The organism is Aeromonas sp. AE23HZ002T15 (genome assembly GCF_054165525.2).
The window spans coordinates 1,110,645-1,135,871 of the sequence record NZ_CM201342.1 but is presented as its reverse complement, the minus strand read 5'-3'; the positions used below and the strand labels follow the sequence as shown (position 1 = coordinate 1,135,871).

23 protein-coding genes are annotated in these 25,227 nt (G+C 62.4%); 12 read left to right on the top strand and 11 right to left on the bottom strand.

What is annotated here, in order from left to right; translation table 11 throughout:
* Positions 1 to 57: 57 nt before the first annotated feature.
* The 8 genes from ACT5M9_RS05115 to ACT5M9_RS05080 form a co-directional block, all read right to left on the bottom strand.
* Entirely contained in the window at positions 58 to 1,575 is a 1,518-nt protein-coding gene (locus tag ACT5M9_RS05115) for an efflux RND transporter periplasmic adaptor subunit (RefSeq protein WP_457981233.1), read from the bottom strand.
* A gap of 301 nt (positions 1,576 to 1,876) precedes the next feature.
* Positions 1,877 to 2,302 (bottom strand): hypothetical protein, encoded by a 426-nt coding sequence (locus ACT5M9_RS05110; RefSeq protein WP_457981235.1) that lies wholly within the window; start codon positions 2,300 to 2,302, stop codon positions 1,877 to 1,879.
* Between the two features lie 188 nt (positions 2,303 to 2,490).
* The gene (locus ACT5M9_RS05105) at positions 2,491 to 5,619 is read right to left on the bottom strand and encodes an efflux RND transporter permease subunit (protein WP_457981236.1); all 3,129 of its coding nucleotides are present in this window, start codon (positions 5,617 to 5,619) and stop codon (positions 2,491 to 2,493) included.
* A 9-nt stretch (positions 5,620 to 5,628) separates the two neighbouring features.
* Positions 5,629 to 6,768 (bottom strand): efflux RND transporter periplasmic adaptor subunit, encoded by a 1,140-nt coding sequence (locus ACT5M9_RS05100; protein WP_457981238.1) that lies wholly within the window; start codon positions 6,766 to 6,768, stop codon positions 5,629 to 5,631.
* A 374-nt stretch (positions 6,769 to 7,142) separates the two neighbouring features.
* Positions 7,143 to 7,949 carry an exodeoxyribonuclease III gene (xthA, locus tag ACT5M9_RS05095; protein ID WP_457981240.1) on the bottom strand — a complete coding sequence of 269 codons (807 nt, stop codon included), beginning with the start codon at positions 7,947 to 7,949 and terminating at the stop codon, positions 7,143 to 7,145.
* 104 nt (positions 7,950 to 8,053) lie between these two features.
* Positions 8,054 to 9,016, bottom strand: coding sequence for an ion channel (locus ACT5M9_RS05090; protein ID WP_457981241.1), 963 nt, complete (start codon positions 9,014 to 9,016; stop codon positions 8,054 to 8,056).
* Positions 9,017 to 9,072: 56 nt separating this feature from the next.
* Positions 9,073 to 10,713, bottom strand: a complete 1,641-nt coding sequence (locus ACT5M9_RS05085; protein WP_438548793.1) for a response regulator — start codon at positions 10,711 to 10,713, stop codon at positions 9,073 to 9,075.
* Positions 10,714 to 10,885: 172 nt separating this feature from the next.
* A complete protein-coding gene (locus ACT5M9_RS05080) occupies positions 10,886 to 11,959 on the bottom strand; it encodes an FAD:protein FMN transferase (RefSeq protein WP_457981244.1) in 1,074 nt (357 codons plus the stop codon).
* Positions 11,960 to 12,268: 309 nt separating this feature from the next.
* On the opposite strand from ACT5M9_RS05080, the gene azu reads away from it, so the two are divergent.
* Both azu and ACT5M9_RS05070 read left to right on the top strand, forming a co-directional pair.
* Positions 12,269 to 12,724, top strand: a complete 456-nt coding sequence (gene azu / locus ACT5M9_RS05075; protein ID WP_438548795.1) for an azurin — start codon at positions 12,269 to 12,271, stop codon at positions 12,722 to 12,724.
* Positions 12,725 to 12,911: 187 nt separating this feature from the next.
* Positions 12,912 to 13,115 carry a hypothetical protein gene (locus ACT5M9_RS05070; protein WP_438548796.1) on the top strand — a complete coding sequence of 68 codons (204 nt, stop codon included), beginning with the start codon at positions 12,912 to 12,914 and terminating at the stop codon, positions 13,113 to 13,115.
* Between the two features lie 13 nt (positions 13,116 to 13,128).
* Here ACT5M9_RS05070 and ACT5M9_RS05065 read toward each other — a convergent pair whose 3' ends face one another.
* On the bottom strand, positions 13,129 to 13,689 hold the full coding sequence (locus ACT5M9_RS05065; RefSeq protein ID WP_457981246.1) for a HutD family protein: 561 nt from the start codon (positions 13,687 to 13,689) through the stop codon (positions 13,129 to 13,131).
* Between the two features lie 284 nt (positions 13,690 to 13,973).
* On the opposite strand from ACT5M9_RS05065, the gene ACT5M9_RS05060 reads away from it, so the two are divergent.
* Together ACT5M9_RS05060 and ACT5M9_RS05055 are read left to right on the top strand one after the other, a co-directional pair.
* Positions 13,974 to 14,942 (top strand): nucleoside hydrolase, encoded by a 969-nt coding sequence (locus tag ACT5M9_RS05060; RefSeq protein ID WP_457981248.1) that lies wholly within the window; start codon positions 13,974 to 13,976, stop codon positions 14,940 to 14,942.
* Positions 14,943 to 15,041: 99 nt separating this feature from the next.
* A complete protein-coding gene (locus tag ACT5M9_RS05055) occupies positions 15,042 to 15,371 on the top strand; it encodes a DUF3634 family protein (RefSeq protein WP_457981250.1) in 330 nt (109 codons plus the stop codon).
* 74 nt (positions 15,372 to 15,445) lie between these two features.
* Here ACT5M9_RS05055 and ACT5M9_RS05050 read toward each other — a convergent pair whose 3' ends face one another.
* Positions 15,446 to 16,354: a LysR family transcriptional regulator gene (locus tag ACT5M9_RS05050; protein WP_457981252.1), complete on the bottom strand. Its 909-nt coding sequence runs from the start codon at positions 16,352 to 16,354 to the stop codon at positions 15,446 to 15,448.
* 119 nt (positions 16,355 to 16,473) lie between these two features.
* Between ACT5M9_RS05050 and ACT5M9_RS05045 the strand changes: the two genes are divergently transcribed.
* The 8 genes from ACT5M9_RS05045 (at position 16,474) to ACT5M9_RS05010 (ending at position 24,295) form a co-directional block, all read left to right on the top strand.
* Entirely contained in the window at positions 16,474 to 16,917 is a 444-nt protein-coding gene (locus ACT5M9_RS05045) for a carboxymuconolactone decarboxylase family protein (protein WP_457981253.1), read from the top strand.
* A 543-nt stretch (positions 16,918 to 17,460) separates the two neighbouring features.
* Complete coding sequence (cyoA, locus tag ACT5M9_RS05040) at positions 17,461 to 18,504, top strand: cytochrome o ubiquinol oxidase subunit II (RefSeq protein ID WP_438548802.1); 1,044 nt, start codon at positions 17,461 to 17,463, stop codon at positions 18,502 to 18,504.
* A 3-nt stretch (positions 18,505 to 18,507) separates the two neighbouring features.
* Complete coding sequence (cyoB, locus tag ACT5M9_RS05035; protein WP_457981255.1) at positions 18,508 to 20,484, top strand: cytochrome o ubiquinol oxidase subunit I; 1,977 nt, start codon at positions 18,508 to 18,510, stop codon at positions 20,482 to 20,484.
* 4 nt (positions 20,485 to 20,488) lie between these two features.
* Complete coding sequence (locus ACT5M9_RS05030; protein ID WP_438548804.1) at positions 20,489 to 21,103, top strand: cytochrome o ubiquinol oxidase subunit III; 615 nt, start codon at positions 20,489 to 20,491, stop codon at positions 21,101 to 21,103.
* Positions 21,103 to 21,432 carry a cytochrome o ubiquinol oxidase subunit IV gene (locus tag ACT5M9_RS05025; RefSeq protein WP_349918678.1) on the top strand — a complete coding sequence of 110 codons (330 nt, stop codon included), beginning with the start codon at positions 21,103 to 21,105 and terminating at the stop codon, positions 21,430 to 21,432. The genes ACT5M9_RS05030 and ACT5M9_RS05025 overlap by 1 nt, the downstream gene beginning before the upstream one ends.
* A gap of 10 nt (positions 21,433 to 21,442) precedes the next feature.
* Positions 21,443 to 22,336, top strand: coding sequence for a heme o synthase (gene cyoE / locus ACT5M9_RS05020; RefSeq protein WP_349918677.1), 894 nt, complete (start codon positions 21,443 to 21,445; stop codon positions 22,334 to 22,336).
* A 166-nt stretch (positions 22,337 to 22,502) separates the two neighbouring features.
* Positions 22,503 to 23,864: an MFS transporter gene (locus ACT5M9_RS05015; RefSeq protein ID WP_457981258.1), complete on the top strand. Its 1,362-nt coding sequence runs from the start codon at positions 22,503 to 22,505 to the stop codon at positions 23,862 to 23,864.
* A gap of 62 nt (positions 23,865 to 23,926) precedes the next feature.
* Entirely contained in the window at positions 23,927 to 24,295 is a 369-nt protein-coding gene (locus tag ACT5M9_RS05010; protein WP_438548806.1) for a DUF1428 domain-containing protein, read from the top strand.
* Positions 24,296 to 24,368: 73 nt separating this feature from the next.
* Here the strand turns inward: ACT5M9_RS05010 and tauD are convergent, their stop codons facing one another.
* A complete protein-coding gene (tauD, locus tag ACT5M9_RS05005; RefSeq protein ID WP_457981260.1) occupies positions 24,369 to 25,220 on the bottom strand; it encodes a taurine dioxygenase in 852 nt (283 codons plus the stop codon).
* Positions 25,221 to 25,227 lie beyond the last annotated feature (7 nt).

Here is a 25,227-nt window from a genome sequence, read left to right as displayed (position 1 = left end):
GGCCCGCGGGCGGCTGGGAGGGCTGGTTGCCAGCAAAGCGGCAAAGGATGGCAGGGATCATGATTTATCCCCCATATCGTGCTGGCTGTGATCCATACCCTCCATGCCCATGTCTTTCATGTCATCTTTGGCGGGAGTGGCCTTGGTGGTCGGGGCATCCTCGACATGGATTTTGACGATCTTGTACTCGTCCCCCTCCTGCTCCACCTGCAGGTGCAGGGCCTGACCCTGTTTCAACTGGCTGATATCGACGCCGTCCGCGACGGTGAAGTCCATCTCCATGGCGGGCCACTGCCACTCCGGGATGGGCTGGTGGGCGACGCTTACCGTCCGGCCGGCCAGATCAACCCCCTGGATCTCCCCCTGGGTCCAGATCTGCTGAGGTCGCACCGCCGTCATGCGCTGGAAGTCGGAGGTGATGCTGGACTCCGAATCGAGCAGGAACTGGGCCGAGGAGACGATACGATCGCCGGATTCGACCCCGCTCTGGATGGCGACCTTGTCGCCGAACTGGGGGCCGAGCGTCACCGCCACCGATTTGAAGCCACCATCCTCCAGGGCCAGTACCAGCCTGTCCTGGCTGCCGGTGCGGATCACAGCTTCGCTCGGGACCAGGGTTTGGGGGGCACCGCTGCCGCTGCGAATGCTTATCTTGGCGAACATGTTGGGCTTCAAGAACTCGTCGGGGTTGTCAAAACGCAGGCGCACCTTGAGGGTGCGGGTCACCGCATCCAGGGTGGGGTAGAGGTAGTCCACCTTGCCCTGCCACTGACGGCCGGGGGCGTAGTCCAGGGTCATGGTGACCGGATCCCCGACGTTCAGTTGGGAAGCCTGACGTTCGAACACCTCGGCGCTCACCCACACCTGCTGGAGGGGGCTGATGTTGAACAGGGCGGCGGCGGGCTCCACGTACTGGCCCTCGCGCACTTTCAGTTCGGACACATAACCGCTGCTCGGGGCATAGATGCGGATGGTCTCCTGCACCTGGCGGCTGCGCTTGAGGGCGGCTATCTGATCCGCCGGCACCTGCAGGGATTTCAGCTTGCCCTCGGCGGCGCGTAGCAGCAGCGGGTTGGCGGTGTTGAGCGCCAGCAGATACTCGTGCTGGGCGTTCACCAGGTCCGGGGCGTAGAGATCGTAGATGAAGCTCCCTTTGGCGACCTTCTGCCCCTCGTTCTTGATGGCGAGGGTGCGGATCCAGCCCGCCATGCGGGCGTTGATGGCCTCCAGCCGCTCTTCGTCATAACCCACGTAACCCACGGTCTCGATCTGCTGGTGGACGGGCAGTCGCTCGACCTTCGCGAGCCGCACCCCCAGATTTTGCTGGATCTCGGGGCTGATGGTGACGGTGCCCGGTGAGCCGTTTTTCTGCTCCTCGTAGACGGGGATAAAGTCCATCCCCATATTGTCCTTGGCGGGTCCGTCGCGCCTGTCGCGGGGATCCATGGGGTTGACCCAGTAAAGCGGTGTCTTCTCTTTGGCACCGGCGCCATCACCGGTCTGTTTGGCGGCCCAGTAGCCGCCGCAGGCTCCGAGGGCGAGCAGCAGGGCTGAGAGGATCAGAGACTTGTTCATAAGAGGCCTCCTGCATGAGTCGGACAGGTGGGCCGGGCGCGCAGGGGCGCAAACATCTTGGCTGATGGCATGGTACATCTTCTCTTCTAACGAGCCGCCAGGCCGGGTCGGGATCCCCAGGTTAGGTGCAGACGCTTCTGTACAGAAGGCGCGGCACGGGCTGACCTTGAAAGGCCGCCGGAAACGGGATCTTGACTAGCAGGCTTGGTCGGCAAACAGGGCGCCAGCGACAGGAATTACTGGCACGAGTTGCTGTTGGCGATGGGCATGCCATCGCGCGGGCTAGCGGGAGAAGAGGTTTTTAATGGCGCAGCACAGAGAGCATCAGATGCCGTCTGGGCCAGGAGGGGGGATGGGCGCCGCGCAGGCGCAGCAAGGGGTCACGCAGCCACTGATCCAGCAGACCTATGCCCAGTCGGGGCATCAGCAGCAGGGGCAGGGCAAAGAGGGTGAGCAGGACCGCCAGCAAGGGGATGCCGCCGGTGAGGCCGCCATGCATCTGGCAGTCATCCTGGCTCTGGGCGCTGGCCTGGCCGTCGTGGCAGGGGAGGCTCTGCATGGCCGGGGAGGGTTCGGCGTTGCCGCTCATGAGCATCATGGCATCCGGGGAGGCGCCCTCGTCGACCGCGGCGCTGTGCCAGCTGATGCACAGGGTCAGATTGCAGATGAGCACCAGCGCCAGCAACAGCCGGGCGATGAGCTCTGTGGGCAATCTGGATGACAACATGGGCAGCTTCCCAATGACGGATGTGGCGAATGTAAACCTTACCGAAAGGTGAAGGTCAAGGTGTGGCGGCTGTGGGCCGCGCAATTTGTGAGGGCTGACAGGGACTTGAGGCTAACAGGGAAAAGGTGGCTGGCCGCCGGGCAGGGGGCAGAGAAGCAAGCCCCCGCCTGGGCGGGGGCTTGTCACTCTCAGTGTGTCTCCTTGGGTGCCTTAGCGTCTTTTCGCTCCGATCGCTTCATGATGAGGCGGAAGAAGAGCGGAATGAAGAAGATGGCGATGAAGGTGGCCGCCAGCATGCCCCCTATCACGGGCCAGCCGAGGGCGTGACGGCTGGCGGCGCCGGCGCCGCTCGAGGTCACCAGGGGCACACAGCCGAGGATGAAGGCGAGCGAGGTCATGATGATGGGGCGAAAACGCAGCCGTGCCGCCTCCAGCGCCGACTCGATGAGGTTCATCCCCTCCTCGTGCTTCATCACCGCGAACTCCACGATCAGGATGGCGTTCTTGGCGGCGAGCCCCACCAGGGTCACCAGGCCTATCTGGAAGTAGACGTTGTTGGTGAGCCCCACCAGCCAGGTGGCGAGCAGGGCGCCGAACAGGGCGAAGGGTACGGCGGTGATCACCGCAAAGGGCAGGCTCCAGCGCTCGTACTGGGCCGCCAGGATGAGGAAGATCATGACGATGCCGAAGCCGAACGCGGTGCCGGCGCTGCCGGCGGCCGCCTTCTCCTGATAGGCGGAGCCGGTCCACTCCAGCTTTGCGTCGTTGCCGAGGGTCTCGCCCGCCACGGCCTCCAGGGCGGCGATGGCCTGACCCGAGCTGTAACCCGGCGCCGGCTGCGCCATGATCTTGGCCGCCTGGAAGATGTTGAAGCGCTCAACCAGCTCGGGGCCCGTGCTGTCGCGCACCGTCACCAGGCTGCTGAGCGGGATCATCTCGCCGGTGTTGGAGCGCACATAGACGTTGCTGATATCGCTCTTCTTGGCGCGGTAGTCCGCCTCGGACTGCAGCTGGACCCGGTAGGTGCGGCCGAACTGGTTGAAGTCGTTGACATAGACTTGGCCGAAGGTGGCCTGCATGGTGTCAAACACCGCATTGATGGGCAGCCCCAGGGCCTTGGCCTTCTCGCGATCCAGATCCAGATAGACCTGGGGCACGTTGGCGCGGTAGGTGCTGGTGACGCTGGCAAACTCGGGGCGCTGCTTGGCCGCCTCGAGGAAGCGCTGCACCTCGGCGGAGAAGGCCTGGGTATCGCCGTTGCCGCGGTTTTGCAGGTAGGCCTCCAGCCCGCCCGTGGTGGACATGCCGGTGATGGGAGGCGGGTTGAAGGAGGCGACGAAGCCATCCGCCAGCCCCATCAGGCTCAGCCCCTGGAAGGTCTTGGCCAGGGAGAAGGAGTCCTGCCCCTCGTTCTGGCGCTCGCTCCAGTCCTTGAGGGTGATGAAGCTGATGCCGCTGTTGCTGATGACGGCGTTGGAGAGGATGTCGAAGCCCGAGAAGGTGATGACGTCCTTCACGTTGGGGTTTGCCATCACCATCTGGTCGAAGTCGTTCGCCACCGCCTGGGTGCGGGTGAGGGCGGCCGCATCCGGCAGCATGACGGCGGAGAGCAGGTAGCCCTGATCTTCGTTCGGCACCAGTTCCCCGGGCACCCGGGTGAAGAGGCCATAGATGGCGACCAGGATCAGCGCAATCAGGGTGAAGGCCACCCCGACCCGGCGGTTGAGGAAGGCGACCCCGCGCACGTAGCGACGGGTCAGGCCGTCGAAGGCATGGTTGAACCAGACGAAGAAGCGGGCCGGTTTGTGATGACCTTCTTTGAGCAAGACGGCGCACAGGGCCGGTGACAGGGTGAGGGCAACCAGACCCGAGATGGCGACCGAGACCGCGATCGTGATGGCGAACTGCTTGTACATGACCCCCGTCATGCCACCCATGAAGGCGACCGGCAGGAAGACGGCGCACAGCACCAGCACGATGGCAACCACGGGGCCGGAGACCTCCTGCATGGCGAGGATGGCGGCCTCTTTGGGGGAGCACTTTTTCTCCTGCATGATCCGCTCGACGTTCTCCAGCACGACGATGGCGTCATCCACGACTATGCCGATGGCGAGCACCATACCAAACAGGGTCAGCAGGTTGATGGAGAAGCCCAGCATCAGCATGCCGGCGAAGGTACCGATGAGGGAGACCGGCACGGCGATGCAGGGGATCAGGGTGGCCCGGAAGTTCTGCAGGAACAGGTAGACCACCACGAACACCAGCACGATCGCCTCGAACAGGGTGTGCACCACCTCCTCGATGGAGATCTTCACGAACTCGGTGGTGTCGTAGGGGATCTGGTACTCGATGTCCTGGGGGAAGCGCTCCTTGAGGCGCGCCATGGTGGCGTGCACCTGATCGGCGACCGCCACGGCGTTGGCCCCTGGCTGCAGGTAGGTGGCGATGCCTATGGTGGGCTTGCCGTTGGCCTTGGCCAGCAGATCGTAATCCTTGCCGCCGATCTCGACCCTGGCCACGTCCTTGACCCGGATCTTGGCGCCATCCGGCATGGCGCGGATGATGATGTTCTGGAACTCGTTCACATCCTCGAGCCGCCCCTTGGTCTGTACCGTGTAGGTGAAGTCGACGGGGGCCGTGGTGGGCTGGGCGCCTATCTTGCCCGCCGCGAACTGGGTGTTCTGCTCGCGGATGGCGTTGATCACATCGCTCGGGGTGAGCTGCAGCTGGGCCAGCCGGTCCGGCCGCAGCCAGATGCGCATGGCGTAGTCGGTGCCGCCGAACAGGGTGGTATCGCCGACGCCCGGGATGCGCTTGAGCTCATCGATGATGTTGAGCAGGGCATAGTTCGACAGATAGGTGGTGTCGAAGGTGCCGCCCGGGGATTGCAGGGTCACCACCTGCAATATGGAGGTGGACTTCTTCTTGACCGTCACCCCCTGCTTTTTCACCTCTTCCGGCAGCTGGGCCATGGCCGCACTGACCCGGTTGTTGACGTTGATGGTGGCCTGATCCGGATCCGTCCCTATCTCGAAGTAGATGTTGAGGTTCATCTGGCCGTTGGAGGCGGAGCCGGACTGCATGTAGAGCATGTTCTCGACGCCGTTGATCTGCTGCTCGAGAGGGGCTGCGACCGTCTGGGAGATGACCTCCGGGGTGGCACCCGGATAGAAGGTGGTCACCGACACTACGGGGGGCGTTATCTGCGGGTACTGCTCGATGGGGAGGGAGCGCATGGCCGCGAGCCCCGCCAGCACTATGATGATGGAGATGACGCTGGCGAAGATGGGGCGCTCGATGAAGAACTTGGAAAACATGGGCGCTCCTTACTTGCCGGCGGCTGGCTGGGCCAGCTTGGCCTGAATGGCCTTCATCTCGGCGGCAGAGACCGGCTTGACCACGGTGCCGGGACGGGCCTTCATCAGCCCTTCGACTATGTAGCGATCACCGGGGACGAGACCGCTGTCGATCAGCACGCCGCTCTCCACGCTCTGGCCGAGTTTGACCGGCCGCGGCACCACCTTGTTGTCCTTGTCCACCACCATCACCATGCGATCGGCCTGGGACTGAATGACGGCCCTTGGCGGCACCAGGATGGCATCCTTGCGCAGACCGAGGTCGATGGTCATGCGCACGAACTGGCCTGGCAGCAGCTTGCCCTCCTTGTTGTCGAAGATGGCGCGGGCGCGGATGGTGCCGGTCTGGGGATCGACCCGGCTGTCGGAGAAGTTCAGCTTGCCCGCCTGCGGGTAGAGGGAGCCGTCCGCGAGGCGGATATGGGTGCGCCAGTTGTCGGCGCTGAAGGCCTGCAACTTGCCGCTCTTCACCGAGTTCTCGAAGTTCAGGCGATCCTGCTCCGAGTAGGAGAAGTTCACATAGAGGGGATCGAACTGGGTGATGGTGGTGAGCAGGCCGCTGTCACCGCTGGTGGCGATGAGGCTGCCCTCGGACTGGGAGCTCTTGCTCGCCATGCCGCTGATGGGGGCGGTGACCTGGGTGTAGCTGAGGTTGAGCTCGGCCTCCTTCACCTTGGCCTGGGCGGCCTGGTGGCTGGCCACGGCTGCCTCGTAGTTGGCGATGGTGGTGTCATAGTCCTGCCGGCTCACCACCTGGCGCTTGTAGAGCGGTATGATGCGCTCGCGATCCGCCCGTGCCTTGTTCAGGCGGGCCAGCTCCTGGGCCAGCGTGCCCTTTGCCTGCTCCAGCGCCACCTTGTAGGGCTCGGGATCGATGAGGAACAGGGCCTGGCCGGCGGTGACCGGCTGGCCTTCGATATAGGTGCGTTGCAGCAGGATGCCGCTCACCCGGGAGCGCACGTCAATCTCGCGAAAACCTGCGGTCTCGCCAACCATCTCTGTGGTGAGCGGCACATCGGTCAGCTTGGCCTCGGCCACCACCACGGGCACCGGGGGCAGGGTCTGGGCGCTGTCCCCTGCCTTGTCGCCACAGCCTGTCAGTGCGCCCATCAGCGCCAGGGTGATGCCAGCGCGTGTGAATAACCATCCTTTTGTGAGGGAATATGACCCTGTTTGCGGTCTGTCGGCATGATCAATCTGCCGTTTCATGCCCTGTTTGCCTGCCAGCCTTGTTAATGACATACCTGAAATTTAACCTTTTGTTATACATGCTGTTTTTAATAATAAAATGTCAAAGTTGAACTGGAGCTGTTGGCACCCTCAGATGCTGGCTCCATAAGGGGAAGAAAATGCAGGGCAGGCGGGGGCTGCAATAGGGGGAGAGGCTGGGGGAGGCACAGAGAGGAGCTGAAATGAGAGTGGGGACCCGGCGGTCCCCACTCTGGATGTATCTGGTGAGCAGGCCAGGGGCCTGCACCTCCCTATCAGGCGAAACAGGTCCAGATGGGAGCGTGGTCCGACGGCTTCTCGATGCCGCGTAGCTCGTAGTCGATGCCGGTCTCGGTCACTTTGTCCTTGAGGGCATTGGACGCCATGATGAGGTCGATGCGCAGGCCCCGGTTCTCGTCGAAGCCCTTGGAGCGGTAGTCGAACCAGGAGAAGCGCTCGCACTCGGTGGGGTTGGCGGCGCGGAAGGTGTCGGTCAGACCGAAGCCCTTGAGACGCTCCATCCACTCCCGCTCGATGGGCAGGAAGGAGCACTTGCCGTCTCGCAGCCAGCGCTTGCGGTTCGCCTCGCCGATACCGATGTCCAGATCCGTGGGGGAGATGTTCATATCCCCGATCAGCGCTATCTGATCGTCCGGGCTGTGGTGAGTCTCGAGGTAGTGCTGCAAGTCCTCGTAGAACTTCTGCTTGGCCGGGAACTTGGTCTCGTGATCCTGGCTCTCCCCCTGGGGGAAGTAGCCGTTCATCACCTTGATGATGGAGCCATCTTCCCGCTTGAAGCTGGCCATGATCATGCGGCGCTGGGCATCCTCTTCGTCGGTGGGGAAGCCCTTCTGCACCTCGATGGGGGCCTGCTTGCTCATGATGGCGACCCCGTAATGGCCCTTCTGGCCGTGGAACGCCACGTGATAACCCATGGCCTCCACGTCGGCCACCGGGAAGGCCTCATCGTGAACCTTGATCTCCTGCAGGCCGATCACATCCGGTTGGTGCTTGTCGATGATGGCTTGCAACTGATGAAGACGGGCGCGCAGGCCATTGATATTGAAAGAGATGATCTTCATGTCGGGATGCTCATGTCGTTTTTATTAGTCGCTATTGAACTCGGGATCCGCTCCGGATGCAAGTTCAGGGGCGGACCAGCGGCCAGTCCCTGAGCCGCCGCTGGTCAACGGGTCATCTTCTTGACGAACACCACCACGAACAGCGCCAGCGTGAAGCTGCCAGTGAAGGCCTCGAAGGCGGCGAAGATCCGCGACAGGCCGACGGGGGTGAAGTCCCCATAACCCAGGGTAGTGAAGGTCACCACGCTGTAGTAGAGGCACTCGAGCAGGAAGAAGGCGTTCTGCTCGAGGCTTGCCTCGGGCCGGTAGATGAGGTGGTTGCCGTTGAAGCTGAGGCCAAAGAAGAAGTAGAAGACGCTGCAGATTAGGATGAGCAGCAGGGAGAAGAGCACCACCCGCATGGGGGCCTCCCCGTAGCCGCAGAAGAGATCCACTATCCAGGAGGCGAAGCGCTGATAGGAGCAAAACGGCATCTGCAGGCGGCGCATGGTGAGCTCCTGCTGGATGTAGCGCCCCGACATGGTGAAGATGCCCTGGGCCTCCGAGGCCTTGCGCAGATCCCGGTAGGTCTCCTCTGCCTCCTTGAACCAGACGCGGGCCTGGGCCGGATCCCGCTCCTTTCGCCCCTTCCTGTCCTGCATCAGCCGCTTGCCGGTGTCGAGGTTGTCGAGGCGGGTGTTCTTCCAGCGAATGCCGAGCAGGTTCACGTCGTGCAGTTCGGCGCAGTGCAGGTTCGCCTCGCTGAGGTCGGCCTTCATCAGGCTGCCGCCGCGAACCCTGAGGCCATAGAGGTGGGCACCGCGCAGGTTGGCGCGATAGAGGTTGCACTGCTCCAGCAAGAAGCCCTGGGGGCCCTGCTTGTTCACCAGGTTGAGGTCGGCGAGTTCGGCGCGGGCCAGTTGCAAGCCGTGGCAGAGGCCCCCCTGACGCACATAGTTCTCCAGCGCCTGGGTGGTGCCGGGGGATTGGTGATCCCCCTTGGGATCGTGCCAGCGGCACAGGTCGTGATCCCCCGCTTCTTCGCTGCAGTGGCGGCCATCCGCCACCAGGTATCGGCACATCCCCATGCTGTCCCCTCCTCGCTGAACTGGTATCAGCATAGGTGAGGGGGGCCGGGGGATGCTCAGTTGAGCTGGTTATATTCCTGGCGCAGCTTGCGAAAGCGCTCCTGCTGGGCGGGATTCAGGGGGATGCCTTCCAGCACCTCCAGGGTCTCCTTGCACTCGGCGCCAAACTCCGGGCTCTTGCGGTTCTTCTGCATCAGTTGCAGCAGCACCTGGATCTTGTTGAGGGCCGCCCCGGTATTGGCCGGCGTGCGGCGCAAGGCCTCGCGAAAGTGGCTGAGGGCCTGCTCCAGCTCCCCACCCTGATAGGCCTTGATGCCCAGCTCGTTGAGCTGCTGGTAGCGCTGGCGGCGCTCCTGCACCGTCTTGTCATCCCGGGTGACCTGGATGCAGGTGGTGAGCAACCTGTCCTCATCTTCCGCCAGCAGGGCCTGCAGACTCTCGGCGTACTCGAACTCGCCGAGCTGATAGAGCGCCAAAATGGTCTCTCCCAACAGGGCGGGGGGCATGGTCTCCGGTTGTTCCAGCCAGTTCTGGTTCGCACGGTAGAGCATCTTCTTGCCCCTCAACAGCTCGCCGAGGGCGATCTGTACCCTGGCTTGGCAGATCTGCTCGAACACCGGGTAGTTGAACTCCGCCATCATCAGGGAGTCGCGAATGCGGGACAGGGCCGAGTTCACCTGCTTCTGCAGGTTGGCGATGTGGTAACCGTCGTTGCTGTTGAGGGCGTAGAGGGTCAGGGTCTGGATATAGGCCCCGAGATAATGGGGCGTACGGTGGATGGAGTTGCGGGACAGGTCGATGAGGGAGAGCAGCACATCCTTGGCCTGACCGTAGTCGTGGCGCAGCAGGCACACCTCCGCCAGGCGGCGGGAGAGCTGCACCGACTGGGGGGAGATGTCCACCGCCCGGCGCAGCTCCTGCTGAGCCAGATCGCTATTGCCGAGGGCGAGCTGGGATTCCGCCAGCCAGAGGTAGGCCTCCACCATCAGGGGGGCATTTTTCAGCATGGCCTGCAGGTGGCTCACCGCCTCCTCGTGCAATCCCAGGTTATGACAGGCCTTGCCCAGGGTGAGCCGGGCCCAGCTGTTCTCCTGCCCGGCCAGCAGCTGGCGCATCAGGCTGCGGGCCTCCCTGGCCTGGCCGAGCTTGAGCTGGGTATCGGCCTGCAGGCAGCGGCAGAAGTTGGCAAAACGGGGCACCAGATCCGCCTGGGTGGCGCACGCCTCGACAAGGGCCGGCAGATCGTCCTGGGTGAGGGCGGTGAAGACGCTCTCCAGGGCCTGACGGCGGGCGAGGGCACGTTTGAGGCGAAACGAGAACTGCTCCTGGGAGAAGGGCTTCATCAGGTATTCGTCGGGCTCGGCCTCGAGGGCGCTCAGCACCATGGCCCGGGAGCCATCGCTGCTGACCATGATCACCACGCTCTGGGGCGGGATGAGCTTCTGATCCCGCAGGCTTTCGAGCAACTGGCGGCCGTTCTCCCCGCTCCCCAGCTCATAGTCCAGCAGGTAGATGTCGAAGCTCTCTTTTTGGCAGCGGCGCCGCGCCTCCTCGGCGGAGTTGATGTAGGTGATGCGGTTGATGCCGATGTTGAGCAGCATGGCCTTCATCATCATCTGGAAGGAGCGCTGCTCGTTGACCAACAGTATGCGTCTGGGCTTGGGCTGGGCTTTCTTCTCTGGCTCGGGAGTCTGCATCTGTCTGGGTCAGGCGCTGGGATGGGATGAGGGAAGTGTGCCACCAAAGTCCGCAGACAGGCAATCCGATGGCGCAATTGCCCGTGTCATCCCTCACAAATCCGCGGGTTGGCGGCCAGATCCCGTTATCGTTCCGGGCTTGGGGGCCAGTGGCTGGCCCCGCATGTTGCACTCAGGTGGACGGCCTGGACGCCTCGGGTTGCTCCTTGGCGGGCAGATAAGGGGCAAACTCCGGGGTGAATATGGCCTCGAATCCCTGCTCTGTCTTGACGATGAGGTAGACGGCCAGATGATGCCGGCGCGCGAAGGCCATGGCCTGCTCTGGGCCCATCACCATGAGCGCCGTATCCAGGGCATCGGCCTCCAGGGTAGTCCGGGTGATGACGCTGGCGGAGACCAGCTTGTGGGTCACGGGCTCACCGGTGGCGGGATCTATGATGTGGGAGTAGCGCTGGCCGTCCAGCTCATAGTAGTTGCGATAGCTGCCGGCGGTGCTGAGCCCCATGCCGTTTGGGGTCACCACGTCTTCGATGGCACCGGGCCGGTCGGAGGGCTCGACGATGGCCACTCGCCAGGGGTTGCCCTGGCTGTTGTGCCCCTTGCTGCGCACCGCGCCCGCCACCTCGATCAGGTAGTTGTCGACCCCCTTGCTCTCCATCAGGGCGGCTATCTCGTCGGATGCCGCCCCTTCCCCTAGGGTGGAGAGATCGAGATAGAGGTCGGGAATGGACTTGGCGAGCAGGAAGTCATCCCCTTGCCGGCTCAGGGTCAGCTTGTCGATGCCGACCCGCTCGCGGGCCTTGGCGATCTGCTCCGGGCTGGGACGCTTGATCGGACGCTTGTCCGGCCCGAAGCCCCAGAGGTTGACCAGGGGCCCCACGGTCACGTCCAGCTTGCCCCGGGTGAGGTGCCCTGCGTCTATGCCCTGCTGCACTATCCTCGCCATGGCTGCCGGAATGATCTGGGGTTCGTTGGCCGGCCCTCGGTTGAAGCGGGAGATGAGGGAGTCCGGATCATAGGTGGAGATCTCCTTGTTCATCCGCACCAGCAGGGCGTTGACCTCCTGGTCGAGGGCCGCCTGGCCGCCTGGGTAGGGGTCAGTGATGGTCACCACGAAGTAGGTGCCCATGGTATTGCCCTGAATGCGGGTCTGGGTGGGGCTCGGCTGGCAGGCGGCGAGCAGCATCATCATGGCCAGCAGTGCGCCGCGGCGAAGGAAAGTGGGGGCCTTGAGGGAAAACGACATCGGCTACGCTCATATGCAATGAAATCCGGGCGGGCAGCTTAGCCAACCCGGTCCGGGGTGACGAGCCTCTCGCGGACTCGGGGGGAAAAATAATTAACCGATACAGGGTCTTGATCAGATGAATCTGTCTCAGGATGGCAAGAGATCAGCCTCAGACGGTGACCTGGTCCGCAGCTTTGAGCAAAAGCCATCGTCGATTGACGACAGTTAAGTAGAATGAAGATCGATTACGACAGCATCTTTGCCCATCGCCTCGGCGAGTCTGCAGGCAAGCGTGTTGCCATCCATAGCCAAACGAAGGAGAAGATGATGAAAAAGGCAATTACCCTGCTGTTTCTTGGCTCACTGGCCGCTCTGGGCATGGTTGCGCCGGCTCAGGCCGACGAGTGTGCGCTGGCGATCGAAGGCAATGACGCCATGCAGTACAACCTCAAGGAGATGAGTGTCCCGGCCACCTGCAAGGAGGTGACCATCACCTTGCACCATTCCGGCAAGATGCCGGTGACCGCCATGGGTCACAACTGGGTGCTGTCGAACACCGCCGACTATCAGGCACTCGCCACCGCCGGCATGAGCGCCGGGGCCGATCACGACTACCTGCCCAAGGACGACGCTCGCATCCTGGCGCACACCAAGCTGGTGGGGGGCGGCGAGAGCACCAGCGTCACCTTCAAGACCGAGGGGTTGGCCGGTAAAGACCTGACCTTCTTCTGCTCCTTCCCCGGTCACTTCGCCATGATGAAGGGGACCTTCAAGGTCGTCTAAGTCGCTTTGAGTTTCGATATGCCGAAGAAAGCCGGGATCTCCCGGCTTTTTTATTGCCTGCTTGCTGCACCCAAGGGGAATGGCTCGCCTGTTTCGTGATCTGGCGGAGAGTGCCTGCAACAGGGTTGGGATAACATAGGCCGCAAACGGGTCAGATCCCCATCTTCGCATCGAATGGATAGAGAGTATGAAAGCCGTCAAATGGGTGCTCAGTGGTTGCCTCATGCTGGTGTGTGCCATCGCGCTGGCGGCGGAGCCCCCGGTCAAGAAGAGCCGCAACGGTATCTGCCATCCCAAGGGCGGAACTTACTACAGCCGCACCAAGTACTACGAGCCCTACGACAGCATGCAGGCCTGTCTCGATAGCGGGGGCCGGGCCCCCAAGCGCTGATTTCGGTTGCCGTTTAGCCGAGCGATTGCAGGGTAAAGAAGGCGATGGTGGTCTTCTTCTGACACTCGAAGCGGATGCTCTCCTCCCCGCTGACGACCAGGGTCTCGTTGATGGCGACCGGCTTGCCGTCCACTTCCAACTGGCCGCTCAGCAGGTGACAGAGGTAGGTCTTGTCCGCCTCCAGGGTGAGGCTCAAGGGGAAGGGCAGGTTGAGCACCCTCAGGTTGGCGCTGACGCGGGTCGGGTCGTAGATGAGCCCCAGATCCACCACCTCCTTTTTCAATAGCTCGCAGTGGGTCTCGTCGTCGCCGCTGAAATGGGCGGCCTCATGGGTGGCATAGGGGTGGCCGTTCAGCACGAAGCCGGCGCCGCTGATGGGCAGCAGGATGCGCTGATAACCGGGGAATTTCGAGAAGGGTCCAGCGCCCTTGATGGGGGCCGAGCTGAGTCGATAGTCAAAATCGAGTTTGTCCAAGCTAGCCCCCTCGGGGGCGATGAGGATCTGGGCCGTGATGCCCTGCTTGTTCTTCCAGGGCATCTTCAACTGGTCAGACTCTTTGATCAGGCGGATCACTGTGGACCTCTGTGGGCAATGGGGGATGAGGCCAAGTGATACCATCCCGGCCGCTCCCCCACAAGGCAAGCCGCCTCTGGGCCCGTCCGGTTGGCCATTTACTGGGCAACGGGAGGGGGAAGGAGGGGCCATCTCGGTAACGGCCGCTCTTCTGATGGCTCCGGGTTGTGCAATCTGTCGCCAACCCCGCGCCCCGGCCCCCACGAAACCTCGAGGCTGTGATGGGGGCGCTGTTAAAGCGGCCCGGACTCGTTACACTGGCTGCTTCGTTGTATGGAGGCACCATGACTCACAAGATCATTCTGGATACGGATCCCGGCATCGACGATGCCATGGCCATTTTGTTCGCCGAGGCGCACCCCGCCATCGACCTGCTCGCCATCACCACGGTATTTGGCAATGCCACCATAGAGAACGGCACCCATAACGCGCTCTGGCTCAAGCAGAAATATGCCATGAAGGCGGACGTGGCCCAGGGCGCCGCGGCGCCGCTTAAACGCGAGCCGGTCGGCCCCACCACAGTCGTGCACGGCCCGACGGGGTTTGGGGATGTGCGTGCCGGGGAGGTAAGCATCGAGGCGGATGCCCGCCCCGCCTGGCAATACATCGTCGAGGCCCTGAAGGCGGCCCCCGGCGAGATCACCCTGGTGACCATAGGCCCCCTCACCAACCTGGCGCTGGCATTAAAAGCGGCCCCCGAGATCACCCAACTGGTGAAAGAGGTGGTGGTGATGGGGGGCGCCTTTGGCGTCAATGGCCATCGCGGCAACGTGACCCCCTATGCGGAGGCCAATATCCACGACGATCCCGAGGCCGCCGACTTGGTGTTCACCGCCGACTGGCCTGTGGTGATCATCGGGCTGGATGTGACCCAGCAGAGCTTCTTCAGCAGCGCCTATCTAGATGCCCTGCGCGATGACGCGGGGGAGCCGGGCCGCTTCCTGTGGGAGGTGAGCCGCTTCTACCTGCGCTTCTACTCGGAGAGGATCGGTCTGGATGGCTGCCACGTGCACGACCCATCCGCCATCGCCTATGTGATAGACCCGACCCTGTTCACCCTGCGGGAAGGGCCGGTGCGAGTCATCCACAGCGGCCCCGCCATCGGCCATACCCTGCAAAAATTCGACGGCAAGCCCCATCCCCACGATGAGTGGGCCCCCTATCCCGCCCAGCGGGTCGGGGTGGCGGTACGGGATCAGGCGCTGCTCTCACTCTATCGGGAGACCCTGGTGGCCTGGGGTCAGTCTCGCTAAGAGAGGCGCTGGCGATGGGCAAAGCGTGAGGTTCCCCCGGTAATCGGTCACCGAGGGGGCCTATACTGAGGCCAACAATGGCATGAAGGAGAAGCACGGATGGCCTGGTTGTCTCTGGTGGTGGCGATAGCTCTGATCTGGTGGCTGATGAAGCTGGGGCGCGGCGCCCTGTTCGAGATCCGGCTCGCCCCCGGCAAGGTGGTGGTGAAGCGGGGATCGGTGTCGCCGCGCTTCCTGGCCGAGGCCAAGCACGTGCTGCAGCACGATCCGGTGCGTGGCCGCATCCTGGGACAACGGGACGGCAACGGGGTGCGCCTCGTCTTCTCCCGTTCCATCCCTGAACCCGTGGCCCAGCGGCTGCGCAACATCTTCCCCTACGGGGACTATCGCGGCCCGACCCCGGATCCGGATGGGCGCAAGTCCCATTGACGGACGGCAGACGATGACAAACGCCGGGTTCAGCCCGGCGTTTGCTTTCCATCCATATGCACCTTCCCTCAGCTTCAGCGCGGCCCCTGCAGGGGGGTCATCACCTCGATCAGGAAGTCGATGAAGGCGCGGGTCTGGGGCTTCAGGAAGCGACCCCCGCGAAACACCGCATAGATCTCGTCGTGGCGATCCTCATAGGGGGAGGCCTGCCATTCGGGCAGCACGGGGAGCAGGGAGCCATCGTCCAGTCCCTGCTGCACCATCCAGCTCGACAGCAGCAACAGGCCGCAGCCCGCCTTGGCGGCGCACAGCAGCGGTGTGCCGCCGATGGAGGCGAGGTTGCCCTGCACCGGAACGCGCCGCTTCTGTGCTTCCCGCTCGAAGTACCAGTGCTGGCGCTGGCGGCCCTGGCCGCGAATGAGGCAGTTGTGGCTCGCGAGCTCATCGGGATGGGCGAGTTCCCCGTGCTGTGCCAGGTATGCGGGGGAGGCGACCAGCAGGGTGCGGTTCGCCAGCAGTCGGCGGGCGTGCAGGCCGCTGTCGAGGGGGCGCCCGATGCGCACGGCCACATCCACGTTCTCGGCGTCGAGATCCACCAACCGGTTGTCGAGCTCTATCTCGAGGCGCACCTCGGGGTATCGGGCGAGGAAGAGGGGCAGCCGCGGCGCCAGCCAGGCTGCGCCGAAGCTCTCGAACACCGAGACGCGCAATCCTCCCCGCGGCGCTCCGGACAGGGGCTGGAGGGACTGCACCAGCTGATCCGCCTCCTCCAGCAGGGGGATGGAGCGGGCGAGGAAGTACTCTCCCTGCTCGGTCAGCACCAGCTGGCGGGTGCTGCGCTTGAACAGGGGCACCCCGAGCTGTTGCTCCAGGCTGTCTATAGTGCGGGTCACCGAGGAGGGGGCCAGGTTGAGGGCGCGGGCGGCACGGGAGAAGCCGCCGGACTCCACCACCTGGGCCAGGATACGGATGCGATCCAGCATGATTCATCCTTTGCGTAAAATGCAAAACTGTTGCCGATTATGCCCCTATTCTATTCATCCTGGCGGGAGTGAACAATGTCGGTATCGCCCAGGAGGGCGCTCATCCAAGGAGTCTTGCCATGTCCCACCGTATCCAGCTCGCCAGCCAGATCCCCGCCGCTATCCAGGCCATGCGGGGGCTGGAAACCTACCTCGGCGGCACCGACATTCCCCCAAGCCTCAAGGAGCTCATCAAGCTGCGCGCCTCCATGATCAACGGCTGCGCCTACTGCATCGAGCTGCACGCCGAGGTGGCGATGAAGCAGCAGGAGAGTCCGCAACGCCTGCTGGCGCTGGCCGCCTGGCGGGAGTCACCGCTGTTTGACGAGCGGGAGCGGGCCGTGCTGGCCCTGACCGACGAGGTGACCCTGATCGCCGATCAGGGGCTCAGCGAGGCGAGCTACCAGAAGGGGCTGGCCCTGCTCGGGGAGACCCTGCTGGCCCAGTGCCTGATGCAGATCATCACCATCAACGCCTGGAACCGGGTCGCCGTCGCCACCCGCATGGAACACTCCCACGGCTGATATGGCTCTGCAATTGTTAATGTTGTGTTAAATTAAAATGACAACAGAATGTGCTGATGACGGGTCCCGCTGGTGACCCGTTTTTTTTCATCCCGGGGAGGCGGAAATGGAGGGGAGGAAGGGGAAAAATGGCTCTTTTTCGAATGCAAGAAGTTAATCATACGATCGTTTGATTAATTAATTTTTATTTTTGTGATAGTTTCATGGTGCCAGATCAAGGAACTGGTAAAGAAAGGTCAGGATGGAAGGGAGTGGTATGAGGCCTTTCTTTCCGTTTACCCGTGGGAAATATAAGGATGAATGATGTTTTTGCTTAATTAGTGAGCGTTTTCGGTGGTGTGGAAAATTAACGCAGGATGAATTGCGTGGCTGTGATCCGAGTTAATTGGTCGATGTCAAGTGATTAACATCCAATGTGTGTTTGTATCAGCTTGAAAACAATTTTGGGATTAATTTTTCATGTTGTTCACATGCCTGTCTGATGCAATAAAATGCTGCATTTTTTAATTATACCAATAAGCCTTGGGAAGATGAGGACATTGCATGAGACCTTTTGATGTGAAGAGGGGCTTGGGCGCTTTGCTGTTGATCGCGACTGCTGGCTTGCTGAGCGGCTGCGACATGGCTCTGATGAGCCCCAAGGGGCAGGTTGGTCTGGAGCAGAAATCACTGATATTGACCGCACTCGGGTTGATGCTGATCGTGGTGATTCCTGTGATTATTATGGCGGTGGCATTCTCTCGTAAATACAGAGCATCCAACACCGACGCCAAATATACCCCGGATTGGTCTCACTCCAACAAGATTGAAGCGGTTGTCTGGACCGTACCCGTTATCATCATCGTCATCCTGGCGGTGATCACCTGGAAAACCTCCCACTCGCTGGATCCCTACAAGCCGCTGGAATCGGATGTCAAACCGATCCAGGTCGATGTGATCTCGCTGGACTGGAAATGGTTGTTCGTCTATCCGGAACTGGGTATCGCCTCGGTCAACGAGCTGGCCTTCCCGGTCAATACCCCGGTCAACTTCCGGGTGACCTCGGATACTGTGATGAACTCCTTCTTCATTCCCCAGCTGGGCGGTCAGATCTACGCCATGGCGGGGATGCAGACCAAGCTGCACCTGATCGCCAACGAGGCGGGTCAGTACAAGGGGATCTCCGGCAGTTACAGCGGTGCCGGCTTCTCCGGCATGAAGTTCAAGGCTATCGCGACGCAGGATCAAGCCGGCTTCGACGCCTGGGTTGCCAAGGTGAAGCAATCTCCCAAGATGCTGAGCACCATGGATGAGTTCGATGCCCTGGCCAAGAAGAGCGAAAACCACCCGGTGGAGTACTTCGCGAGCGCCGATCCCAAGCTGTTCGTCAACGTGATCAACAAGTTCATGGGTGGCATGTCCCATGGTGGCCACGAGGCCATGAAGCATGACGCCAAGCAAGAGGGCGCCATGGATCACGACGCCATGAAGCATGAGTCCGCGAATGAGGACACCATGGACCACGAGGCCATGAATCATGACGAGCATGCAGGACACATGGCCACGTCGATGGCTGACAAGAGTGTGAAAGCAGGATCCGAGGAATAATCGATGTTTGGAAAATTGACACTCGAGGCTGTTCCGTACCATGAACCCATCATCATGGTCACGATAGCCGGTATCATCTTGGGTGGGCTGGCTATCGCCGGTCTCATCACTTACTACGGCAAGTGGCAATATCTGTGGAAAGAGTGGCTCACCTCGGTGGACCACAAGCGCCTCGGTATCATGTATCTCATCCTGGGCATGGTCATGTTGCTGCGCGGCTTCGCCGATGCAGTCATGATGCGTGGTCAGCAGGTCATTGCCTCCGCCGGTGGCGAAGGCTACCTGAATGCCCATCACTACGACCAGATCTTCACCGCCCACGGCGTCATCATGATCTTCTTCGTGGCCATGCCACTGGTGATCGGCCTGATGAACATCGTCGTGCCGCTGCAGATCGGCGCCCGTGACGTCGCCTTCCCCTTCCTGAACAACCTGAGCTTCTGGTTTACCGCCGCGGCCGTGGTGCTGATCAACGTCTCCCTCGGGGTCGGTGAATTCGCCCAGACCGGCTGGTTGGCCTATCCGCCCTTGTCGGGACTGGAGTTCAGTCCGGGTGTCGGGGTCGATTACTGGATATGGAGTCTGCAGATCTCGGGTCTGGGAACCCTGCTGACCGGTGTGAACTTCTTTGCCACCATCATCCGGATGCGTGCCCCCGGCATGACCATGATGCGTCTGCCGGTGTTCACCTGGACCGCCCTGTGCGCCAACATCCTGATCATCGCCTCCTTCCCGATCCTGACCGTCACCATCGCCCTGCTGACCGCAGACCGCTACCTGGGTACCCATTTCTTTACCAATGACATGGGTGGCAACATGATGATGTACATCAACCTGATCTGGGCCTGGGGTCACCCCGAGGTGTATATCCTGGTGCTGCCGGTGTTCGGGATCTTCTCCGAAGTGGTGGCGACCTTCTGCAAGAAGAAGCTGTTTGGCTACACCTCCCTGGTGTGGGCGACGGTGGCCATTACCGTGCTCTCCTTCGTGGTCTGGCTGCACCACTTCTTCACCATGGGGTCCGGCGCCAATGTGAATGCCTTCTTCGGCATCACCACCATGATCATCTCCATCCCGACCGGGGTGAAGATCTTCAACTGGCTGTTCACCATGTACCGGGGTCGCATCGAGTTCAGCTCCCCCATGCTGTGGACTGTCGGCTTCATCATCACCTTCACCGTGGGTGGCATGACCGGGGTACTGCTCTCCGTGCCGGCCGCCAACTTCGTGCTGCACAACAGCCTGTTCCTGATCGCTCACTTCCACAACGTCATCATCGGCGGCGTGGTGTTCGGTTGCTTCGCCGGTATCACCTACTGGTTCCCGAAGGCGTTCGGCTTCAAGCTGGATGACGTCTGGGGCAAGCGCGCCTTCTGGTGCTGGATTGTCGGCTTCTTCGTGGCCTTCATGCCACTCTACGTGCTGGGCTTCATGGGCATGACCCGTCGTGTCAGCCAGAACATCGATCCCGAGTTCCACGGCTGGCTGGTGGTTGCCGCCTGCGGCGCCGGCCTCATCGCCCTCGGCGTGCTGTGCCAGGTCATCCAGATCGTGGTCAGTATCCGTGACCGCGAGAAGAACCGCGACCTGACCGGCGATCCCTGGGGTGGCCGTACCCTGGAGTGGGCGACCTCCTCGCCGCCGCCGTTCTACAACTTCGCCATCGAGCCGAAGGTCAAGGGTCTGGATGCCTTCTGGGAAGCCAAGCAAGACGGTAGCGCCTACCGCAAGCCGGCCCAGTATGCCCCCATCCACATGCCGAAGAACTCCGGTGCCGGCGTGATCATCGCGGCCTTCAGCGTGGTGTTCGGCTTTGCCATGATCTGGCACATCTGGTGGATGGCCATCGCCGGCTTCGTCGGCATGATCGCCACCTGGATCATCCACAGCTTCAACGACGATGTGGACTACTACGTACAGGTTGACGAGATCGAGCGCATCGAAGGTCAGCATTTCGACAATATCAACAAGGTGGCCTGACGCTATGGCAACTGACGTACTCCATCACACTCACGGCGCCCATGACGATCATGGGCACCATGATGCCGGTGCCACCAAGGTATTCGGCTTCTGGATCTACCTGATGAGTGACTGCATTTTGTTTGCGACCCTGTTCGCAACCTATGCAGTCCTGGTCAACGGCACCGCCGGCGGTCCCGCCGGCAAGGACATCTTCGAACTGCCGTTCGTGTTCGCCGAAACCATGCTGCTGCTGCTGAGCTCCATCACCTTCGGCTTCGGCATGCTGGCCATGAACAAGAACAAGGTCGCCGCCGTCAACACCTGGCTGTTTGTGACCTTCCTGCTCGGCGCCGGCTTCATCGCCATGGAGATCTACGAGTTCCATCACCTCATCGTCAACGATGCGGGCCCGGATCGCAGTGGCTTCCTGTCTGCCTTCTTCACCCTGGTCGGTACCCACGGTATCCACGTGACCAGCGGCCTGATCTGGATCATCGTGATGATGGTGCTGATCACCAAGAAGGGGCTGACCGAGCGCAACCGTACTCGCCTGATGTGCCTGAGCCTGTTCTGGCACTTCCTGGACGTGGTCTGGATCTGCGTCTTCACCGTGGTCTATCTGATGGGGGTCATGTAATGAGTCATTCTGTTGACAATCACGGCGCCAGCCACGGCAGCGTCAAGTCCTACATGATAGGGTTCGTGCTGTCACTCATCCTGACCGCAATTCCGTTCTGGATGGTGATGGACGGCTCCGCCTCCCACGCCGTGGTGCTCGGCACCGTGGTCGGCATGGCGGTGGTGCAGATCTTCGTGCACCTGGTCTACTTCCTGCACATGAACACCTCCTCCGAGGAGCGCTGGAACCTGGTGGCCCTGGTCTTCACCGTGCTCATCATCGCCATAGTCGTGGTGGGTTCCCTGTGGATCATGTACAACCTCAACATCAACATGATGGTTCACTAAGCGGGTTGATGTGATGATGAAGCAATACCTGCAAGTGACCAAGCCAGGCATCATCTTCGGTAACCTCATCTCGGTTATCGGGGGTTTCCTGCTGGCGTCCAAGGGGAGCCTCGACGTCCCTCTGTTCATCCTGACCATGGTCGGGGTGTCACTGGTGGTCGCCTCCGGCTGCGTGTTCAACAACTACATCGACCGGGACATCGACTGCATCATGGAGCGCACCAAGAACCGCGCTCTGGTGAAGGGGTTGATAGCGCCGGGGGTCTCGCTCTGGTATGCGAGCGTACTCGGCGTTGCGGGCATTGCACTGCTCTACTTCGCGGCCAATCCGTTGGCCGCCTTGCTGGCAGTGCTGGGCTTCCTGGTCTATGTGGGGGTCTACAGCCTCTACATGAAGCGCCACTCTGTCTATGGCACCCTGGTGGGCAGCCTCTCCGGCGCCGCACCGCCGGTCATCGGCTACTGCGCGGTGAGCGGCCAGTTCGACTCGGGGGCGCTGATCCTGCTGGCGATTTTCAGCCTGTGGCAGATGCCGCACTCCTATGCGATCGCCATCTTCCGCTTCAAGGATTACCAGGCCGCCAACATCCCGGTGTTGCCGGTAGTGAAGGGGATCTCCGTGGCCAAGCACCACATCACCCTCTACATCCTGGCCTTTATGGTACCGACCCTGATGCTGTTCCTCGGCGGCTACGCCGGTTACAAGTATCTGATCGTCGCCACGGCGGTGAGCGTCTGGTGGCTGGGGATGGCGCTGTCCGGCTACAAGGCCGCGGTGGATGACTCCCTCTGGGCCCGCAAGCTGTTCATGTTCTCCATCGTCACCATCACCTGCCTGAGCGTGATGATGTCGGTGGACTTCCAGCCCGATGCGGCGCCGGTCCTGGTGACCATGCTGCCTTGAGTTGCTGTGATATGACGCAGGAAAATCAATAGAATCCAGAGCCGGGAACCTTCCCGGCTCTGTTATTATGTGGCCCCCGTGCGGGGCGTATTCCCGATGTCTGTCGGGTGGTGGCAGGGCGCCATTCACCCGGACTCCTTCTCTCTTCTTGTCTATCGAGGCCATCATGAATGATTTCACCATGACGAGGGGCGAGCGACGCGCCACCTGGGCGCTCGGCTCCGTCTTCTCTTTGCGCATGCTCGGCATGTTTATGGTGCTGCCGGTACTGACCACCTACGGCATGTCCCTGGCCGGCGCCTCCGAGGCGCTCATCGGCCTGGCCATCGGCATCTACGGCATGACCCAGGCCCTGCTGCAGATCCCGTTCGGCCTGCTCTCCGATCGCATCGGCAGAAAGCCCCTCATCGTCGGCGGCCTGCTGATGTTTGCCGCAGGCAGTTGCATCGCCGCCCTGAGCGACTCCATCTGGGGGGTCATCGTCGGGCGCGCCCTGCAGGGCAGCGGCGCCATCTCGGCCGCCGTCATGGCCCTGCTCTCGGATCTCACCCGGGAGCAGAACCGCACCAAGGCCATGGCCTTCATCGGGGTGAGCTTTGGCATCACCTTCGCCGTCGCCATGGTGACCGGGCCCCTCATCACCCACGCCCTGGGCCTGTCCGGCCTGTTCTGGCTCATCGCCCTGCTGGCCTTGGCCGCCATCGCCCTGGTGATCTGGGCGGTGCCCAGGCCCGAGGCCCATCTGCAGAATCGCGAGTCCGCCATGGTGCGGGGCGGTTTTCGCACCGTGCTGACCAACCCGCGCCTGCTCAAGCTGAACCTCGGCATCCTCTGCGTGCACACCCTGCTGATGTCGAGCTTCGTGGCGCTGCCGCCGCTCTTGGAACAGGCGGGCCTGCCGCGAGACAGCCAATGGCAGGCCTATCTGGTGACCATGTTGATCGCTTTTGTCAGCGTGGTGCCCTTCATCGTCTACGCCGAGAAGCGCCGGCAGATGAAGCGGGTATTCCAGCTCTGCGTGTTGGTGATGCTGGTTGCCGAGCTGGTGCTCTGGCAAGCGGGTCTGCAGCTCTGGGGCCTGCTCGCGGGGCTGCAGATCTTCTTCATCGGTTTCAACGTGATGGAGGCGCTGCTGCCGTCCCTTATCAGCAAGGAGTCACCCCCCGGCTACAAGGGCACCGCCATGGGGGTCTACTCCACCAGCCAGTTCATCGGTGTCGCCATCGGCGGCAGCCTGGGTGGCCTGCTCTACGGCACCGGGGGGGCCCCCCTGGTGTTTGGCGGCTGCGCCCTGCTGGCGCTGATCTGGTTCGGGGTCAGCCTCACCATGCAGGATCCTCCCTATGTGAGCAGCCTGCGCATCGTGCTGCCGGCAGGGGTCGCGCCGACGCCGGCACTGGAGCAGAAGGTGCGCGCCTGCGACGGGGTGAGCGACGTGCTGCTGGTGGCCGAGGAACGCTCTCTCTACGTGAAGGTGGATACCAAGCACCTGAGTCGCAGCGATCTGGAGCGACTGATAGCCGCCTGAGGCTCGGGGCGGCGGGCGGACTCCCTTGCTATGCTGAAATCCCCAAGCAAGGAGGACGCCCCATGTCATATGTGGATGGATTCGTACTGGCCGTGCCCACGGCCAACAAGCAGGCCATGATCGACCATGCGAAATACATAGATCCCATTTTCCTCGAGCTCGGCGCCACCCGGGTGCTGGAGTGCTGGGGGGACGACGTGCCCCACGGCAAGCAGACCGATTTTTACCGCGCCGTGGCGGCGAAGGAGGATGAGACCGTGGTCTTCTCCTGGGTGGAGTGGCCGGACAAGGCCACCCGGGACGAGGCGATGCAGAAGATGATGCAGGACCCCAGGATGGATCCGGGCAGTCCCATGCATCAGCAGATGCCGTTTGACGGTGCCCGCATGATCTACGGCGGTTTCAGTCCCGTGCTGGAGTTCAAGGCCTGACGCCGTCCCTGCTGCCGCGCAAAAAGCCCGCCAATCGGCGGGCTTTCTTATGGGCGCTCGCTATGCATGGGCCTCAGGAGGCGCGCCAGAAGGGCTTGTCCCCGAGTATGGTGGCCCTGTGCATCACCCGCCGGGCCGGCAGGTAGTCGGCGTTGGCGTAGTGCTGGGTGACCCTGTTGTCCCAGATGGCGATGTCGTTCTCCTGCCAGCGCCAGCGCACCTGAAACTCGGGGCGGCGGATGTGATCGAACAGGAAGCCGAGCAGCGCCTCGCTCTCCCGGGCGGGCAGCTCCGGCAAGCGGGTGGTGAAGCCCTCGTTGACGAACAGCGCCTGGCGACCGCTCACCGGGTGGGTGCGCAGCACCGGATGGCGCAGGGGCGGGTTGCTGGCAACCGCCGCCTGCCAGCGCTGGCGCTCGGCTTCGCTGCCCTGATGGCGATGGGCGGGGAAGGACTTGGTGAAGTCGTGCTCCGCCTCCAGCCCTGCCAGCAGTTTCTGCAGGGGCGGGGAGAGGGCCGCGAGCGCGGCTATGCCGCTGGCCCAGAGGGTGTCCCCCCCGGTCGGCGGCAGCTGCTTGGCGGCCAGGATGGCGAGCGCCGGCGGCGTCTCGATGAAGGTGACGTCCGTGTGCCAGTTGTCGTTGTCCGGCGGGTTGTCGTCATGGGTGTCGAGTACGATGATCTCCTCCGCCTCCTCGCTGTGGGGATAGACGGGGTGGATGTGCAGATCCCCGAAGCGGTTCGCCAGAGCCCGCTGCTCCCGCGGCGTGATGGGCTGGTTGCGGGCAAACAGTACCTGGTATTTGAGCAGGGCCCGGTGCAGTTGCTCGAACTGCCCGAGGCTCAGGGGCTGTGCCAGATCCAGTCCGGCGATCTCGGCGCCTATGTGGGGACCCAGCGGGGTGATGGTCAACTTGTCGATCATAGTCTCT

What these genes read in the sequence shown, in the direction of transcription:
- ACT5M9_RS05045 (WP_457981253.1), top strand. Translation starts at nt 16,474, where the DNA reads ATGTCCCACCGTATCCAGCTCGCCAGCCAGATCCCCGCCGCTATCCAG.
- ACT5M9_RS05015 (WP_457981258.1), top strand. Translation starts at nt 22,503, where the DNA reads ATGAATGATTTCACCATGACGAGGGGCGAGCGACGCGCCACCTGGGCG.
- ACT5M9_RS05010 (WP_438548806.1), top strand. Translation starts at nt 23,927, where the DNA reads ATGTCATATGTGGATGGATTCGTACTGGCCGTGCCCACGGCCAACAAG.
- tauD (WP_457981260.1), bottom strand. Translation starts at nt 25,220, where the DNA reads ATGATCGACAAGTTGACCATCACCCCGCTGGGTCCCCACATAGGCGCC.
- ACT5M9_RS05100 (WP_457981238.1), bottom strand. Translation starts at nt 6,768, where the DNA reads ATGGGCGCACTGACAGGCTGTGGCGACAAGGCAGGGGACAGCGCCCAG.
- azu (WP_438548795.1), top strand. Translation starts at nt 12,269, where the DNA reads ATGAAAAAGGCAATTACCCTGCTGTTTCTTGGCTCACTGGCCGCTCTG.
- ACT5M9_RS05105 (WP_457981236.1), bottom strand. Translation starts at nt 5,619, where the DNA reads ATGTTTTCCAAGTTCTTCATCGAGCGCCCCATCTTCGCCAGCGTCATC.
- cyoB (WP_457981255.1), top strand. Translation starts at nt 18,508, where the DNA reads ATGTTTGGAAAATTGACACTCGAGGCTGTTCCGTACCATGAACCCATC.
- xthA (WP_457981240.1), bottom strand. Translation starts at nt 7,949, where the DNA reads ATGAAGATCATCTCTTTCAATATCAATGGCCTGCGCGCCCGTCTTCAT.
- ACT5M9_RS05070 (WP_438548796.1), top strand. Translation starts at nt 12,912, where the DNA reads ATGAAAGCCGTCAAATGGGTGCTCAGTGGTTGCCTCATGCTGGTGTGT.
- ACT5M9_RS05080 (WP_457981244.1), bottom strand. Translation starts at nt 11,959, where the DNA reads ATGTCGTTTTCCCTCAAGGCCCCCACTTTCCTTCGCCGCGGCGCACTG.
- ACT5M9_RS05085 (WP_438548793.1), bottom strand. Translation starts at nt 10,713, where the DNA reads ATGCAGACTCCCGAGCCAGAGAAGAAAGCCCAGCCCAAGCCCAGACGC.
- ACT5M9_RS05055 (WP_457981250.1), top strand. Translation starts at nt 15,042, where the DNA reads ATGGCCTGGTTGTCTCTGGTGGTGGCGATAGCTCTGATCTGGTGGCTG.
- ACT5M9_RS05025 (WP_349918678.1), top strand. Translation starts at nt 21,103, where the DNA reads ATGAGTCATTCTGTTGACAATCACGGCGCCAGCCACGGCAGCGTCAAG.
- cyoA (WP_438548802.1), top strand. Translation starts at nt 17,461, where the DNA reads ATGAGACCTTTTGATGTGAAGAGGGGCTTGGGCGCTTTGCTGTTGATC.
- ACT5M9_RS05030 (WP_438548804.1), top strand. Translation starts at nt 20,489, where the DNA reads ATGGCAACTGACGTACTCCATCACACTCACGGCGCCCATGACGATCAT.
- ACT5M9_RS05115 (WP_457981233.1), bottom strand. Translation starts at nt 1,575, where the DNA reads ATGAACAAGTCTCTGATCCTCTCAGCCCTGCTGCTCGCCCTCGGAGCC.
- ACT5M9_RS05090 (WP_457981241.1), bottom strand. Translation starts at nt 9,016, where the DNA reads ATGGGGATGTGCCGATACCTGGTGGCGGATGGCCGCCACTGCAGCGAA.
- ACT5M9_RS05050 (WP_457981252.1), bottom strand. Translation starts at nt 16,354, where the DNA reads ATGCTGGATCGCATCCGTATCCTGGCCCAGGTGGTGGAGTCCGGCGGC.
- ACT5M9_RS05110 (WP_457981235.1), bottom strand. Translation starts at nt 2,302, where the DNA reads ATGTTGTCATCCAGATTGCCCACAGAGCTCATCGCCCGGCTGTTGCTG.
- ACT5M9_RS05060 (WP_457981248.1), top strand. Translation starts at nt 13,974, where the DNA reads ATGACTCACAAGATCATTCTGGATACGGATCCCGGCATCGACGATGCC.